This window comes from Domibacillus indicus (assembly GCF_023715895.1).
Lineage (GTDB): Bacteria > Bacillota > Bacilli > Bacillales > Domibacillaceae > Domibacillus > Domibacillus indicus_A.
The window spans coordinates 310999-326347 of sequence record NZ_JAMBOO010000004.1; the positions used below are offsets into that span (position 1 = coordinate 310999).

A 15349-nucleotide genomic window follows, 5' to 3' on the forward strand; every position below is an offset into this window, starting at 1 on the left:
TTTGCATCACGAAGCTCCATTATACGATCTTCCTTTATTTGGTGGATTGACAATGACCTTCAATCTGGCGAACGTATTAATGATTACAATTGCCAGTGTGATAGTGTTTTTGCTCGCGGTGATCTCAACTCGCACGTTGGCCCTAAGGCCGGCAGGAATGCAAAACTTTATCGAGTGGGTTATGGATTTTGTTAAAGGAATCATCAAAAGCAATATGGATTGGAAAACAGGCGGCCGGTTTCACGTTCTTGGAATTACATTGATTATGTATATCTTTGTTTCCAATATGCTCGGTCTTCCATTTTCAATCGTTTATGACAATCACTTATGGTGGAAGTCGCCAACAGCCGATCCGGCCGTGACGATGACACTTGCAGTTATGGTGGTCGCACTTACACATTATTATGCAGTCCGTATGAAAGGAATCTCTGAATACGGCAAGGACTTTTTCCGTCCAATGTGGTTTATGCTTCCGCTGAAGTTGATTGAAGAATTTGCAAACACGCTGACATTGGGTCTGCGGCTTTACGGAAACATTTACGCTGGTGAAATCCTTCTTTCATTACTGTCAGCTTCCCTGGCGGTTGGAGTTGGAGGTCATTTAGCAGCCATTCTGCCAACACTTGCATGGCAGGGCTTCTCGCTTTTCGTTGGCTCAATCCAAGCATTTATCTTTACTATGTTAACGATGGTTTACATCTCGCACAAAGTGAGTCATGACCATTAATATATCTAGCTGCTTGGAAATGAATCTTTTCCAAGTAAATCAAGCTTTTAATAATAAGGAGGAAACATTACAATGGGTTTTTTAGCAGCAGCAATTGCAGTTGGTTTAGCGGCCGTTGGAGCCGGTGTAGGTAACGGTCTTATCGTATCAAAAACAATTGAAGGGGTAGCTCGTCAGCCAGAAGCGCGCAGCACTCTTCAAACAATCATGTTCATCGGTATTGCCCTTGTTGAGGCGATTCCTATCATCGCCGTTGTTATTGCATTCATGGCAAGCGCTCAGTAATAAACACGCTTTCGAAGCGGTTTTGACAAATGGACGCACATGCCTTTATCTAGTTATACCCAAGAAGCCGGTTTTACAACGACAATTAAACATTGGTGAATGATTTTTCTGCCCGGATCGTGATCCGGCTTCCGGCAGAGAGGACAGTCATTCACCTGAAGTTAGGCAGATAAAGGATATGAAAAGCCCCGGCATGAATTCCGGCTGGCCTTTTGAATGGCGAAGATCACATTCTAAATGCGAGCCTTCGCCATTCCTTTATGTAAAAAAGGAACATATTTTTCCCATTCGGGGATGAAGCTGTTGAAGGGAGTGAAAATCGTGACGACAAATTCATTTGTACTTGGAGCAGGTGGCGGATTAAACACTGGTGATATCTTTTTCCAGTTAATCATGTTCATTATCTTGCTCGCATTGCTGAAAAAATTTGCATGGGCTCCATTAATGGGCATTATGCAGGAGCGTGCGGACTTAATCTCATCTGAAATTGATGCAGCAGAAAAAAGCCGTACAGAAGCGAATCAATTATTAGAACAAACACGTGCGGAAGCTAAATCAGCCCGCCTTGAAGCACAAAACACGATTGAAAACGCCAAGAAATTAGCAGAAGAACAAAAAGCCGACATTTTGGCTGCAGCCCGTGCTGAATCTGAACGCTTAAAAGAAATGGCGAAGCTTGAAATCGCACAGGAGCGTGACAAAGCAATGAGCACGCTTCGTGAGCAAGTAGCTTCGCTTTCAGTAATGATCGCATCGAAAGTGATTGAAAAAGATCTTTCAGAAGCAGATCAGGAAAAAATGATCAACGACTATCTTATTAAAGAGGCAGGCGAAGAGCGATGAGTAAATCCGGAGCGGCAAAACGCTACGCGATCGCGCTTTTTGAACTGGCAAAAGAAAACAATCAGGTAGCAAAATTTGATCAGGAAGTGCGCATTGTAAAAGAAGTCATCGAAGAAAACGGTGAGGTTGCTAAAGCACTCGAGTCACCGAATTTATCGCTGGCAGACAAGCAGGCACTTGTAAACACACTGGCCGCTCACGCATCAACAGAGGTTTTGAACACACTGAAACTTCTTGTTGAGCGCCGTCGCGCCGATGAGATTGGGACAGTATGTGAAGAGTTTATTCAGCTTTCTAATGAAGAACGCGGCATGGCAGAGGCCATTGTGTACTCGGCACGGCCGTTAACAGAAGCAGAGGCAGCAAGTGTATCTCAAACGTTTGCCCGTAAAGTCGGCAAACAAACGTTAACTATTGAAAATATTGTCGATTCCAATGTTTTGGGCGGATTAAAAGTTCGAATTGGGAACCGTATTTTTGATGGAACACTGCAAGGCAAGCTAGATCGTCTTCAAAAGCAATTAACGACGAATTTATAAACCAAATCAGAAGCAAAATACACTTTACAAAAAGAAATTGAGGGGTGACATGCATGAGCATCAAAGCTGAAGAAATCAGTGCGCTGATAAAAAAGCAAATTGAAAACTTCCAGACCGATATTACAGTTAGCGACGTCGGTACTGTCATCCAGGTTGGGGACGGTATCGCACGTGCTCATGGCCTCGACAACGTTATGGCAGGGGAGCTTCTTGAGTTCTCAAACGGCGTTATGGGTATGGCTCAAAACCTGGAAGAAAACAACGTAGGTATTATTATTCTTGGTCCTTACACAGGCATCAAAGAAGGCGATGAAGTGCGCCGCACAGGCCGCATCATGGAAGTTCCGGTTGGCGAAGAGCTAATCGGCCGCGTTGTAAACTCTCTTGGCCAGCCAGTCGATGGTCTTGGTCCAATCAACACAACAAAAACACGTCCAATCGAAAGCCCGGCAACAGGCGTTATGGCTCGTAAATCTGTTCATGAGCCGCTTCAAACAGGTATCAAAGCGATTGATGCGCTTGTACCAATCGGCCGCGGACAGCGTGAATTAATCATCGGTGACCGTCAAACAGGTAAAACAACGGTTGCGATCGATACAATCTTAAACCAGCGTGACCAGGATATGGTTTGTATCTATGTTGCGATTGGTCAAAAAGAATCAACAGTTCGTAATGCGGTGGAAACTCTTCGCAAACACGGTGCACTTGATTACACAATCGTTGTAACGGCATCTGCGTCTTCACCAGCTCCGATGTTGTTCCTTGCGCCATACACAGGCGTTTCTATGGCAGAAGACTTTATGTTCAACGGCAAGCACGTTTTGATCGTATATGATGATCTTTCAAAACAAGCAGCTGCATACCGTGAACTTTCCCTTCTTCTTCGCCGTCCTCCAGGCCGCGAAGCATATCCTGGTGACGTATTCTACTTGCATTCACGCCTGCTTGAGCGTGCAGCGAAGTTGAACGATGAACTTGGTGCAGGTTCTATTACAGCACTTCCATTCGTTGAAACACAGGCGGGAGATATTTCTGCTTACATTCCAACGAACGTTATCTCTATCACAGACGGACAGATCTTCCTGCAGTCTGACTTGTTCTTCTCAGGTGTTCGTCCGGCGATTAACGCGGGTCTTTCTGTATCACGTGTTGGTGGTTCAGCGCAGATCAAGGCGATGAAAAAGGTAGCAGGTACACTGCGTCTAGACCTTGCTGCGTACCGTGAGCTTGAAGCATTTGCTCAGTTTGGTTCAGATCTTGATGCGATTACGCAATCAAAACTAAACCGCGGCGCACGTACAGTTGAAGTATTGAAACAGGATTTGAACAAACCGCTTAAAGTTGAGCGCCAGGTTGTTATTCTTTATGCATTAACACGCGGCCATCTTGATGATATTCCGGTTTCTGATATCACTCGTTTCGAAGACGAATTACTGCACTGGCTCGATAAAAACCACACGAATGTGTATGATCATATTCGCACAACGAAAGAACTTCCGTCTGATGACGAGTTGAAAGCAGCAATCAACGAGTTTAAAAAATCGTTTGTGAAATCCGAATAAGAGCAGAAGAAGGGCGGTACCGTCTCATCGGACGTCCGCCCCTTCCTGCGTTATCAAACACAAAAGGGTGGTGAGAGAAAGTGGCATCGTTACGCGATATACAAACACGTATTACATCGACAAAAAAGACGAGTCAGATTACGAAAGCCATGCAAATGGTATCTGCTTCTAAATTGAATCGTGCAGAAATGAATGCGAAGTCATTTGTTCCGTATATGGATAAAATTCAGGAAGTGGTTGCGTCAATTGCGCTCGGCAGTAAAGATGTAAAACATCCGATGCTTGTCTCCCGCCCCGTTAAAAAAACCGGGTACCTTGTTATTACATCGGACCGTGGTTTGGCGGGAGCTTATAACAGCAGTATTTTGCGTTCTGTTTATAAACGTATTCAAGAACGTCATACATCAAAAGACGAGTACGTAATCATTGCAATCGGGCGTGTCGGACGGGATTTCTTCCGTATCCGGGGCATCGATACCATTGAAAGCGTTACGGGTCTTCCAGATCAGCCGTCTTTTGCGGATGTAAAAGAGATCGTCCGAAAAACAGTCGATCTTTTCTCAGAGGGAGCTTATGACGAGCTTTATATGTACTACAGCCATTTCGTCAATGCAATCCAGCAGGATGTAACGGCTAAGAAAGTATTGCCGCTGACAGATATTCAAGCATCCGGCGGACGTCTTTCTTCATATGAATTTGAGCCTTCCGCAGAAGAGATTCTTGAAGTCTTGCTTCCTCAGTATGCAGAAAGCTTGATTTATGGAGCACTTCTTGACGGAAAAGCGAGTGAGCACGCAGCGCGTATGACGGCCATGCAGAATGCAACCGATAACGCGAAAGAGCTTATCCGCACGTTGACACTTCAATACAACCGTGCGCGTCAAGCCGCTATTACCCAGGAAATTACGGAAATTGTCGGCGGGGCAGCAGCACTCGAGTAGATTAAAAATGGGCGGTTTACGTCCCGACATAGAATGAAGCTAACCAAACAGGAGGGAAAAAGATGAACAAAGGACGCGTTCTTCAAGTTATGGGTCCGGTTGTTGACGTTAAATTCGAAAACGGTCAACTTCCTGCCATTTATAACGCCTTAAAAGTTCAAATCGGTTCTGAAGCCGGTACGGAGCTTACGTTAGAAGTCGCTACGCATCTTGGCGACGATTCTGTTCGTGCGATCGCGATGGCATCAACAGATGGCCTTCAGCGTAACCAGGAAGTAATTGATACAGGAAGCGCGATTTCGGTACCGGTTGGAGATGTGACGCTTGGACGTGTATTCAACGTCCTTGGTGAACCAATCGATGAGAAACCAGTCGAAGAAGGAGCACGCCGCGATGCGATTCACCGCCAGGCGCCTACTTTTGACCAGCTTTCAACAGAAGTTGAGATTCTAGAAACAGGAATTAAAGTTGTTGACCTTCTTGCGCCTTACATCAAAGGTGGTAAAATCGGTTTGTTCGGTGGTGCCGGTGTAGGTAAAACCGTTTTGATCCAGGAATTGATCAACAACATCGCTCAAGAGCACGGCGGTATCTCTGTATTCGCCGGTGTTGGTGAGCGTACACGTGAAGGAAATGACCTTTTCCACGAAATGAGCGATTCAGGCGTTATTTCAAAAACAGCGATGGTTTTCGGCCAAATGAACGAGCCGCCGGGCGCACGTATGCGTGTAGCTTTGACGGGTCTGACAATGGCGGAACATTTCCGTGACGAACAAGGACAGGACGTACTGTTCTTCATCGATAACATTTTCCGTTTCACTCAAGCAGGTTCTGAAGTATCAGCCCTTCTTGGACGCCTTCCATCTGCGGTAGGTTACCAGCCAACATTGGCAACAGAAATGGGTCAGCTTCAAGAGCGTATTACATCAACAAACGTTGGTTCTGTTACATCTATCCAGGCGATTTATGTCCCAGCCGATGACTACACGGATCCGGCTCCGGCAACAACGTTCGCTCACTTGGATGCAACAACAAACCTTGAGCGTAAACTTTCTGAGATGGGTATTTACCCTGCGGTAGATCCGCTTGCTTCAACATCACGCGCCCTTTCACCGGAAATCGTTGGTGAAGAGCATTACTCAGTAGCTCGTGCTGTACAGCAAACATTGCAGCGCTACAGAGAATTGCAGGATATCATTGCAATCCTTGGTATGGATGAGTTGTCAGAGGATGATAAATTGACTGTTGCGCGTGCGCGCCGTATTCAATTCTTCCTTTCTCAAAACTTCCACGTGGCAGAGCAGTTTACAGGACAAAAAGGTTCTTATGTACAAGTAAAAGATACAGTACGTGGATTCCGTGAAATCTTGGATGGTAAACATGATAATCTTCCTGAAGATGCGTTCCGTTTAGTCGGCGGCATTGAAGAAGTAGTGGCAAAAGCACAAGAAATGGGTGCAAACGTTTAATATAGGGATCAGGAGGTTAAGTTATGAAGACATTTAACGTCAATATCGTCACTCCTGACGGTCCGGTCCTCGATACAACGGTTGAACTCCTTAGTGCAAGAGCACAAAGCGGTGACCTCGGTATCATGGCCGGCCACGTCCCGATGGTCGCTCCCTTACAAATCGGTGTAGTCCGGTTAGTAACAGGCGGCAAGCAATCGGAATTGGTCGCTATCAGCGGCGGCTTTCTCGAAGTTCGTCCGGATCAGGTAACGATATTAGCGCAGGCTGCTGAAAAAGGGGAAAACATCGACCTTTCCCGTGCACAAGAAGCCCAGCGTCGTGCTGAGCAGCGGCTTCAAGACAACCAGGATAACGTCGATTTTAAACGTGCCGAATTGGCATTGAGACGTGCGATAAACCGCATCAATGCTTCTCAAGGCAATTTATAAGAAAAAAGCTGTCCGTCGCCTGGCGATTGTGACAGCTTTTTTTCTTATTATAGGAAAGAAAAGGGTTATGGTTTTTTGAGCTGCGCCTGCATTACGCAGCACATGCCTCGTTAGATCAGCAGCTTTCAAATGACGGTGAACCACTCGTGTTGCAGGCTGCTATCACCTCTTGTATACAATCACAATATATTAAATTAAGGAGAAATCATATGATTGAATCATTTGGACAGGAAGCACTGTTCAGTATGTTTCTCAGCCTTTTTTGCATCGGCTTGTCATTTTGGGCGCTGCAGTCGCTCCGGCTTGACCAGCTTTTTCGCAAAAACCAGGTGGCAAGGGCAAGAATGCTGTATTTGCTGCTTTCCATTGCAATCGGATCTGCCGTCAGCAGCTTCTTTTTAAACTATCTGCAGTGGGCCCGCCAGCTTCCTTTACTGTTTTAAGCACGGGTATATGTAGGATACTTGCCTTTTTGGGGAAAATCATTTAAATTGGATGAAGACAATTTGTGAAAAAACAAGCAATTTAGGTTTGTTCTCTCATTAGGCGGGAAAACAAAAAAAGGCGCCTCTTTTGAAATTTTTCACAAAGTCTCTACAAATTGTGAGGAATTTCCCTTGTTAAACAAACAATTTGAATGGTAAACTTTAAGAAGTTTTGTCGAAGTTACGAAAAGACATTGGACAGGACTGGCACGTCAGTCCACTGATTTGAATATGTATAATAGAAAAGGACGCGGAGGGGAACAGTTTGGACAAAATTATCGTCCGCGGCGGCCGTCAATTGAACGGTACCGTCAAAGTTGAAGGAGCAAAAAATTCGGTGCTGCCGGTCATCGCAGCAACTATGCTTGCAGGAGAAGGAAAGTGTGTCATTCGTGACGTACCTACTTTATCCGATGTATATACAATTAATGAAGTACTACGCCACTTAAATTGCGAAGTCACATTTGAAAACAATACCGTAACCGTTGATGCGACAAAAGAACTTCTTATTGAAGCGCCATTCGAATACGTTCGTAAAATGCGTGCCTCTGTATTAGTAATGGGCGCACTTTTAGCACGAAATGGGAAAGCACGTGTGGCACTGCCGGGCGGCTGTGCCATTGGTTCGCGTCCCATCGATCAGCACTTAAAAGGGTTTGAAGCAATGGGCGCCCGTGTTAAGGTAGAAAACGGTTTTATCGATGCTGAAACAGATGGACGCTTAAAAGGCGCAAAAATCTATTTGGATTTCCCAAGCGTTGGCGCAACTGAAAACATTATGACAGCTGCTGCGCTGGCAGAAGGGACAACGATCCTTGAGAACGCGGCGAAAGAGCCGGAAATCGTGGATCTTGCAAACTTAATCAACAAAATGGGCGGCAAAGTAATTGGTGCCGGTACAGAAACCATTCGGATCGAAGGCGTTGATGTCTTGACTGGTGCAGACCACGCCATCATTCCAGACCGTATTGAAGCAGGTACTTTTATGACAGCGGCAGCCATCACAGGCGGAAACGTGCTGATTGAAGGTGCTGTAGCAGAGCATATGTCTTCATTGATCGCTAAAATGCGTGAGATGGGCATCGAAGTCATTGAAGAAAGCAATGGCATTCGTGTAATCGGTCCTGAAAAAATGAAATCGGTCGATATTAAAACGATGCCGCATCCTGGCTTCCCAACAGACATGCAATCACAAATGATGGCTCTTATGCTGAAAGCAGAAGGAACAGGCGTCATTACCGAAACAGTCTTTGAAAATCGCTTTATGCATGTGGAAGAATTCCGCCGTATGAACGCAAATGCAAAAATTGAAGGCCGTTCTGTTATCATTGACGGTCCGTCTGATTTGCAGGGAGCAGAAGTAGCGGCAACAGACTTACGTGCTGCGGCAGCATTGATTATCGCAGGTCTTGTGGCTGACGGCTATACACGCGTTACAGAACTAAAGCATCTTGATCGTGGATACGTGAATTTCCATGGCAAGCTTGCGGCACTTGGTGCGGATATCGAGCGCGTATCAGAAGCAGCAGAAACACCAGTCGCGGTGAAAAGCTGAATTTATCTTTATTTTTTTATGAAAACCGTCTGCAGATGCAGGCGGTTTTTTATGTTCGGTCATAATCATTATAGTCGTGCATATCCCTTTTTATACAGCAAGGAGGGAAATTTGTTGAAAAAGCCGTTTTTCGCTTTTTTACTGATCGTCGTTACAGCTATTGCGATTCCAGCTGCCGGCCTGTGGCTGACGGACGGACAAAAGACGGCGCCAAAGAAGGAGGAGAAAGAGCCGACTGTAGAGGTTATTCGGTCTGACACGCAAAAAACTGAATCTGTTCCGCTTGAGGAGTATGTGGCAGGAGTAGTAGCAGCTGAAATGCCGGCTTCTTTTGAGAAAGAAGCGTTAAAAGCCCAGGCTGTCGCTGCACGTACTTTTATTTTAACGGAAACGCTGAAAGGTCAGGACGTAACGGATACAGTAGACGACCAGGTATTTAAAGATGAAGATGACCAGAAAAAAATGTGGGGAGCCGATTTTAAGAAAAACAAAGCGAAGATTGAAGAGGCTGCAGATGAAACAGAAGGGGAAGTACTCGTTTATGATGGACAACCAATTACAGCTGCGTTTTTTTCCTCTGGCAATGGACAGACGGAAAATGCTGAAGAATACTGGCAATCAGCAACCCCCTATTTAATCAGTGTCGCGAGTCCATGGGATGAATCCGCCCCTAATTTCAAACAAGAACTCGTTCTGACCAAACAAGAAGTAGAGGAAAAGCTGGATGTGTCTCTGCCTTCATCGGGGGAAGTCGGTACGGTAATAGATAAAACAACTGGCGGGCGTATCGGCAGCATTTTGATTGACGGCCAATCATTTACAGGCCGGGAAATAAGAGAAGCCCTTGGCCTGCCTTCTGCGGACTTTGACATGACGGTTAAAGGCAGCGATGTGATCGTAGAAACAAAAGGATATGGACACGGAGTGGGGATGAGCCAATACGGAGCTAACGGGATGGCGAAAGAAGGGAAAAACTACAAGGATATTACAGCCCATTATTATCCGGGTGCTCAAATAGCAGATGTTCAATCTTTCTTAAAATAAACGAAAAACACGTCCGCATTTACTGCGGACGTGTCCATTCACCGAAGCCTGCCAGCCAGCGGCCGATACGTGATTTGCGCTCGAAATAAAAATAATTAACGGCTAAAAATGCAATCGTAACACCGGTTACGTCTTTGACTGCATCAATAAGCGTAGCTGACCGGTACGGTACGAATGCTTGATGAATTTCGTCAGTCAGTCCGTAAAAAGAAGCAAACATTGCTGCAGCCAGGCTGGTAAGCGGCGTCAGCTTTCCATTTGCTAAAAGAGCAAGCACAATCAGGCCGTACAAAATGGCAAATTCAACAAGGTGAAGTGATTCTTTTATAAATAAGTCTACTTTATTATTCGGTAAATCCATAATAGTATCGTGCGGAAGCCCTGACATGATCCAAATAGCAATCATATATAAAACAGGTAGTCCCGTCATTAAAAACCGAATTCCTTTTTTCACTTCCACACCTCCATCTCCCTCTTTGATTTTACCATTCCAACGCAGTGAGAACCTTTATGATTGTGGCGTTTTTCGTACGATTTAGGGAATTTTATGGCATAAGTGTATAAAAAAACATCTGCCTGTCCAAAATGGTTGTCGAGGTGATGACTATGAAAGAGGGCGGCAAAAAAACACTCCCCCCAAAATTAAAAGACTTCTTTATGAAGCGGCGGGCACTGCCTGTGATTTATCTTGCTTGTGCTATTTTATTGATTTCCAGTCTTATGTTTTACGAAGTAATGAAGCCTGAAAAGAAAGAGGATGCGGCTGTGTTTGATCAGCCGGCAGAAAGCGTGAATGGCACTGTCGAGACGGAACAGATGATCATGCCAGTTGTAGAAGGAGCGATTGCGAAAACCGCTTTTTACGATTCGAAAGCAAAAGCAGCCCAGCAGGAAGAAGCGCTTGTTGTATTTAACGACACCTACTACGAAAGTACGGGTGTAGACTATGCGCTTGAAAATGGAAAAACCTTTGCCGTATCCGCACCGCTTTCCGGAACGGTTACGGATGTACGGGAAGATGCATTCATTGGGAATTACATTGAAATTGACCATGGCAATGGGGCAGTCAGCACATTCCAATCGATCAAGGATATTCAAGTGAAAAAAGATGACAAGGTCAGCCAGGGACAAAAAATTGGCGAGGCCGGACGCAGCATTCTCAACGAATCAGCGGGTATTCACGTTCACTTTGAAATGACCAAAGATGGCGACCTGATAAATCCATCCGCGCTCTATGGAAAGGCCGTCAGTGAATGGAAATGAATATTTCCCAGGGAATGCGCATACTGTTAGTAAAAAGAAATGGGTCTACTTTCATTCGATGAAACCTATGGCCGAACCATTCGACACCACTCATCCCGTTTCCGCTGAAGGAGGCGTGTGCGTGCGCGAATACATCAAAGAAAGAGCGCTGAAGGCCGGGAAATATATCGTGGAAACAAACAAAACGGTCCGGGACATTGCAAAGGAATTCGGCATTTCAAAAAGCACCGTCCATAAAGATCTAACGGAACGGCTGCCGAATGTAAACCCGGAGCTGTCCGCTCGTGTCGAGCATATTTTGCACTATCATAAATCTGTCCGGCACCTGCGGGGAGGAGAAGCGACTAAACAAAAGTGGAAGCGGTCTGTTTAACACTCAATGTCAATATGACTTTGGGCGCTGGCTGCTGAAGCTAAGATGAAGCAAAAGCGAAAGCAGCCCATGTAAGCTCGACTGGCATCAGCAGCATCAGCAGAGCGGTATTCTTGGACGCACAGCTGATGATACTTATGACTTCGAGACTGGCTGCTGGAGTCAAGATGAAGCAAAAGTGGAACTGGCCTGTCTGGGCTCACACAGCACAAATTGGGAACTGACATTCAAATGTTCTGATTGTTGAAACCTAATACTAAAAAAGGGCGTCTCTATTTTAAAAGAGCGTCCTTTTTTCATGGTTAAAAACGAATATTCATTGTCCATACTTTCCTAAATATATGGTAAAATAGATATTTGGAGCAAAAAAGCTACTTTCATATAAGCATAGATAAAGCATATTCAGGGGGAATAAAGCATGTTATCAAGGGATATTGGAATTGATCTTGGCACAGCTAACGTTTTGATTCACGTAAAAGGACAAGGGATTGTACTAAACGAACCATCTGTTGTCGCACTCGACCGAAGCACAAATAAAGTGCTTGCAGTAGGAGAAGAAGCTTATCAAATGGTCGGCCGGACACCGGGCAATATCGTAGCCATTCGTCCGCTTCGCGATGGAGTCATTGCCGATTTTGATGTAACCGAATCGATGCTGAGGCACTTTATTAATAAACTAAATGTAAAAGGCTTTCTATCAAAGCCGCGTATTTTAATTTGCTGCCCGACACAAATTACGGCGGTAGAGCAAAAAGCCATTCGTGAAGCAGCGGAAAAAAGCGGAGGAAAAACCGTTTATCTGGAAGAAGAGCCGAAGGTGGCAGCTGTTGGCGCCGGCATGGATATTTTTGAGCCGAGCGGAAACATGGTAATTGACATCGGCGGCGGTACGACGGACGTAGCGGTTTTGTCGCTGGGTGCGATTGTTACAGCTGAGTCGATTAAAGTGGCCGGCAACACATTTGACGCTGACATTATGAACTATGTGAAAAAGCAGTACAAGCTCTTGATTGGTGAGCGGACAGCAGAAGCGATTAAAATCAACGTCGGAACGGTATATCCAGGTTCACGCAATGAAGAAATGGAGATTCGTGGGCGTGACATTATGACGGGACTGCCGAAGATTTTAACGATTACTTCTGTAGAAATTGAAGGGGCATTGCGTGAATCTGTCGCACAAATTGTCCAGGCATCTAAAAATGTGCTTGAGCAGACACCTCCTGAATTGTCTGCTGATATTATCGACCGTGGTGTGATGCTGACAGGCGGCGGAGCTCTTTTGCACGGCATCGACCAATTAATGGCGGACGAATTAAAGGTACCGGTATTTGTGGCCGAGAACCCAATGGACTGTGTAGCCATCGGCACAGGTGTTATGCTTGAGAGCATGGACCGGATTTCTTCCAAAAAAAGAAAAATATGAACAAATAAAGCTGCTTTTTATAAGCAGCTTTATTTATTTTCCCTCAAACTGTCTATTTTTCTTATTATTTTCTGTTAATGCAGGGGGTGCCATTGTATAATGAAGACGGCATCTATTGCTAAAAAAATTGAGGTGAAAAAGTTGTTTAAAGGGTTTTACACTGCTGCCTCAGGCATGATTGCCCAGCAGCGGCGCACTGAAATTTTAACGAACAACATGTCAAATGCGAATACACCGGGCTACAAAGCAGACCAGACGAGTGTAAGAGCTTTTCCGGAAATGCTTTTAAAGCGGATGGATAAAACATCTATACCGGTCGAAAATAAATTAAATGTGCCGCTTGAGCCGCAAATCGGCGCGCTCAATACTGGCGTCTACTTACAAGAAACAATGCCTAATTTCCGTCAGGGTGACGTTCGGGAAACAGGGCTGAAAACAGATCTCGCTTTACAGGGAGAGTCTGTTTTCTTTGCCGTTCAAAACGGAGCCGGTGAACCGCGCTATACAAGAAATGGGAATTTTACACTGGATTTGGAAGGATACTTAACAACAGCCTCTGGCTTCTACGTACAGGATACAGAAGGACGCCGTATTCAGCTGTCTTCTGATCAATTTGAAGTAGACAGCTCAGGCCAAATCACGGAAAATGGACAGCGGGTAGCACAAATCGGTGTTGCCTATGCCGAAAACCCAAATGATTTAATGAAAGAGGGAGACGGCCTGTACCGAATTGACGGAGCAGCTCTTCCAAATGCGTTCGAGAGCGAGGATGCCGTGTTTTCTATTCAGCAGGCGGCCCTAGAAGGTTCAAATACGGATACAGCTCGAACGATGACCGATATGATGACAGCTTACCGTTCATTTGAAGCAAACCAGAAGGTGCTGACTGCTTACGACCGCAGCATGGAAAAAGCGGCGAACGAGATCGGGCGCGTAACGTAAAGGAGAACGCAGAATGAACAGAACTATGATCAATGCGGTGAATACGATGTCACAGCTTCAAAAAAAGATGGACGTAACGAGCAATAACATCGCGAACATCAATACAGCAGGATACAAACGAAGCGAAGCCACGTTTGCCGATTTGATTCATCAGCAGGCCAATAATATGGAACCTCAAAGCGAAGACGCAGGAAGACTGACGCCATCTGGCCTCCGTCTTGGAGTCGGTGCCCAGATGGCGCAGGCACAAATGGTTGGAACGCAGGGTACGCTGCAGCAGACAGGACGCACATTGGATATTGCCCTATCCAAGCCGAATCAGTTTTTTAAAGTGCTGGTAGAGGATGAGCAGGGCAACAACCGCGTACATTACACACGAGACGGCTCGTTTTCTGTGACACCGGCTGGCGGAGGCAATGTGATGCTCGTCACATCGGAAGGATACCCAGTGCTTGATGAACGGGATAACCCGATTGTGCTGCCTGAGAATGAAATGGAAAACCAGGCAGGGACCCTGGTTGGGCTCGTCCAGGTAGACAAGCCGCAATTTTTAGAGCGGGCGTCCCAAAATCTGCTTGTGCTGCCGGAGAACCCGGCCACAGCCGAAAATCAAATTCTGCGTAATTTGAGTACGGCTGAGCGCCAGCAGGCGGGTATTCAAACAGGGGCCCTTGAAATGTCCAATGTTGACTTTTCAAAAGAAATGAGCGACCTGATGATTACCCAGCGCTCTTATCAATTTCAATCAAAGGCGATTTCAATCGCTGATCAAATGCTTGGCTTAATTAACGGGGTCAGATAAAGGGGAAGGATTAATTGTGACAAATGGATTGAAGCGGACAAAACAAACCCGCCTTACCCCCCTTGGCAGATTTGTTTTGTCATTGTTTTTCATTGTCCTGACCGCCATTATCGGTGCGCTGATTGGATACAGTATTATCGGGAGTGGAAACCCGATCGATGTATTTAAATGGGACACGTGGATGAATTTATATGACGTAGTCGTAAACAGTCTTTTTTAAGGTGGGTGCTAGTATGGATATTCGTGAAATTAAAGAAACAATTCCGCATCGCTATCCGTTTCTGCTTGTAGACCGGATTCTTGAGGTCGAGGAAGGAAAGCGTGCGGTCGGCATTAAAAACGTGACTGCTAATGAAGAATTTTTTAATGGTCATTTTCCGGACTATCCGGTTATGCCGGGCGTATTAATCGTGGAAGCACTGGCGCAGGTAGGTGCAGTCGCGATGTTGAAAAAAGAAGAAAACAAAGGCCGTCTTGCTTTTTTCGCCGGCATCGACAATTGCCGGTTTAAACGGCAGGTTGTTCCGGGTGACCAGCTTCGCCTTGAGGTGGAGATGACACGCCTGCGCGGCTCGATTGGAAAAGCAAAAGCGACAGCGACAGTAGACGGCGAGCTTGTTTGTGAAGCTGACCTAATGTTTGCTCTAGAATAGGAGAAAGCGGTG

19 protein-coding genes are annotated in these 15349 nt (G+C 45.6%); 18 read left to right on the forward strand and 1 reads right to left on the reverse strand.

Going from position 1 to position 15349, the window contains the following annotated elements:
* Window position 1: 1 nt before the first annotated feature.
* From atpB to spoIID, 11 genes are all read left to right on the forward strand, one after another.
* Window positions 2-727: a F0F1 ATP synthase subunit A gene (atpB, locus tag M3221_RS10455; protein ID WP_242232762.1), complete on the forward strand. Its 726-nt coding sequence runs from the start codon at window positions 2-4 to the stop codon at window positions 725-727.
* A gap of 72 nt (window positions 728-799) precedes the next feature.
* On the forward strand, window positions 800-1012 hold the full coding sequence (gene atpE, locus M3221_RS10460; protein ID WP_255821825.1) for a F0F1 ATP synthase subunit C: 213 nt from the start codon (window positions 800-802) through the stop codon (window positions 1010-1012).
* Window positions 1013-1333: 321 nt separating this feature from the next.
* Entirely contained in the window at window positions 1334-1855 is a 522-nt protein-coding gene (gene atpF / locus M3221_RS10465; RefSeq protein WP_242232763.1) for a F0F1 ATP synthase subunit B, read from the forward strand.
* Window positions 1852-2394 (forward strand): F0F1 ATP synthase subunit delta, encoded by a 543-nt coding sequence (locus M3221_RS10470; RefSeq protein ID WP_251271603.1) that lies wholly within the window; start codon window positions 1852-1854, stop codon window positions 2392-2394. The genes atpF and M3221_RS10470 overlap by 4 nt, the downstream gene beginning before the upstream one ends.
* 53 nt (window positions 2395-2447) lie before the next feature.
* Window positions 2448-3956, forward strand: coding sequence for a F0F1 ATP synthase subunit alpha (gene atpA, locus M3221_RS10475; RefSeq protein ID WP_242232765.1), 1509 nt, complete (start codon window positions 2448-2450; stop codon window positions 3954-3956).
* Between the two features lie 80 nt (window positions 3957-4036).
* Window positions 4037-4897: a F0F1 ATP synthase subunit gamma gene (locus tag M3221_RS10480; protein WP_251271605.1), complete on the forward strand. Its 861-nt coding sequence runs from the start codon at window positions 4037-4039 to the stop codon at window positions 4895-4897.
* A gap of 62 nt (window positions 4898-4959) precedes the next feature.
* A complete protein-coding gene (atpD, locus tag M3221_RS10485) occupies window positions 4960-6366 on the forward strand; it encodes a F0F1 ATP synthase subunit beta (protein WP_242232767.1) in 1407 nt (468 codons plus the stop codon).
* Between the two features lie 23 nt (window positions 6367-6389).
* A complete protein-coding gene (locus tag M3221_RS10490; protein ID WP_251271607.1) occupies window positions 6390-6797 on the forward strand; it encodes a F0F1 ATP synthase subunit epsilon in 408 nt (135 codons plus the stop codon).
* 209 nt (window positions 6798-7006) lie between these two features.
* Entirely contained in the window at window positions 7007-7240 is a 234-nt protein-coding gene (locus M3221_RS10495; RefSeq protein WP_242232769.1) for a DUF1146 family protein, read from the forward strand.
* Window positions 7241-7547: 307 nt separating this feature from the next.
* On the forward strand, window positions 7548-8837 hold the full coding sequence (gene murA / locus M3221_RS10500; RefSeq protein ID WP_251271609.1) for a UDP-N-acetylglucosamine 1-carboxyvinyltransferase: 1290 nt from the start codon (window positions 7548-7550) through the stop codon (window positions 8835-8837).
* Between the two features lie 114 nt (window positions 8838-8951).
* A complete protein-coding gene (gene spoIID, locus M3221_RS10505; RefSeq protein WP_251271611.1) occupies window positions 8952-9881 on the forward strand; it encodes a stage II sporulation protein D in 930 nt (309 codons plus the stop codon).
* A 19-nt stretch (window positions 9882-9900) separates the two neighbouring features.
* On the opposite strand, the gene M3221_RS10510 is transcribed toward spoIID, so the two are convergent.
* Window positions 9901-10335 (reverse strand): VanZ family protein, encoded by a 435-nt coding sequence (locus tag M3221_RS10510; protein WP_251271613.1) that lies wholly within the window; start codon window positions 10333-10335, stop codon window positions 9901-9903.
* 146 nt (window positions 10336-10481) lie between these two features.
* Here M3221_RS10510 and M3221_RS10515 point away from each other — a divergent pair, with 146 nt between their 5' ends.
* From M3221_RS10515 to fabZ, 7 genes are all read left to right on the forward strand, one after another.
* A complete protein-coding gene (locus tag M3221_RS10515) occupies window positions 10482-11144 on the forward strand; it encodes a M23 family metallopeptidase (RefSeq protein ID WP_251271615.1) in 663 nt (220 codons plus the stop codon).
* A gap of 121 nt (window positions 11145-11265) precedes the next feature.
* Window positions 11266-11517 (forward strand): sporulation transcriptional regulator SpoIIID, encoded by a 252-nt coding sequence (gene spoIIID, locus M3221_RS10520; RefSeq protein WP_251271617.1) that lies wholly within the window; start codon window positions 11266-11268, stop codon window positions 11515-11517.
* Between the two features lie 418 nt (window positions 11518-11935).
* The gene (gene mreB, locus M3221_RS10525) at window positions 11936-12940 is read left to right on the forward strand and encodes a rod shape-determining protein (RefSeq protein ID WP_251271619.1); all 1005 of its coding nucleotides are present in this window, start codon (window positions 11936-11938) and stop codon (window positions 12938-12940) included.
* A gap of 141 nt (window positions 12941-13081) precedes the next feature.
* The gene (locus tag M3221_RS10530) at window positions 13082-13882 is read left to right on the forward strand and encodes a flagellar hook-basal body protein (RefSeq protein WP_251271776.1); all 801 of its coding nucleotides are present in this window, start codon (window positions 13082-13084) and stop codon (window positions 13880-13882) included.
* 13 nt (window positions 13883-13895) lie between these two features.
* Window positions 13896-14684 carry a flagellar hook-basal body protein gene (locus M3221_RS10535; RefSeq protein ID WP_251271621.1) on the forward strand — a complete coding sequence of 263 codons (789 nt, stop codon included), beginning with the start codon at window positions 13896-13898 and terminating at the stop codon, window positions 14682-14684.
* Between the two features lie 16 nt (window positions 14685-14700).
* Window positions 14701-14904: a DNA-directed RNA polymerase subunit beta gene (locus M3221_RS10540; protein ID WP_251271623.1), complete on the forward strand. Its 204-nt coding sequence runs from the start codon at window positions 14701-14703 to the stop codon at window positions 14902-14904.
* 13 nt (window positions 14905-14917) lie between these two features.
* A complete protein-coding gene (fabZ, locus tag M3221_RS10545; protein WP_050183344.1) occupies window positions 14918-15337 on the forward strand; it encodes a 3-hydroxyacyl-ACP dehydratase FabZ in 420 nt (139 codons plus the stop codon).
* Window positions 15338-15349 lie beyond the last annotated feature (12 nt).

Coding starts and splice junctions, on each gene's coding strand:
- mreB (WP_251271619.1), top strand. CDS start 11,936: ATGTTATCAAGGGATATTGGAATTGATCTTGGCACAGCTAACGTTTTG.
- fabZ (WP_050183344.1), top strand. CDS start 14,918: ATGGATATTCGTGAAATTAAAGAAACAATTCCGCATCGCTATCCGTTT.
- atpD (WP_242232767.1), top strand. CDS start 4,960: ATGAACAAAGGACGCGTTCTTCAAGTTATGGGTCCGGTTGTTGACGTT.
- atpE (WP_255821825.1), top strand. CDS start 800: ATGGGTTTTTTAGCAGCAGCAATTGCAGTTGGTTTAGCGGCCGTTGGA.
- M3221_RS10470 (WP_251271603.1), top strand. CDS start 1,852: ATGAGTAAATCCGGAGCGGCAAAACGCTACGCGATCGCGCTTTTTGAA.
- atpA (WP_242232765.1), top strand. CDS start 2,448: ATGAGCATCAAAGCTGAAGAAATCAGTGCGCTGATAAAAAAGCAAATT.
- M3221_RS10495 (WP_242232769.1), top strand. CDS start 7,007: ATGATTGAATCATTTGGACAGGAAGCACTGTTCAGTATGTTTCTCAGC.
- M3221_RS10515 (WP_251271615.1), top strand. CDS start 10,482: ATGACTATGAAAGAGGGCGGCAAAAAAACACTCCCCCCAAAATTAAAA.
- M3221_RS10535 (WP_251271621.1), top strand. CDS start 13,896: ATGAACAGAACTATGATCAATGCGGTGAATACGATGTCACAGCTTCAA.
- M3221_RS10490 (WP_251271607.1), top strand. CDS start 6,390: ATGAAGACATTTAACGTCAATATCGTCACTCCTGACGGTCCGGTCCTC.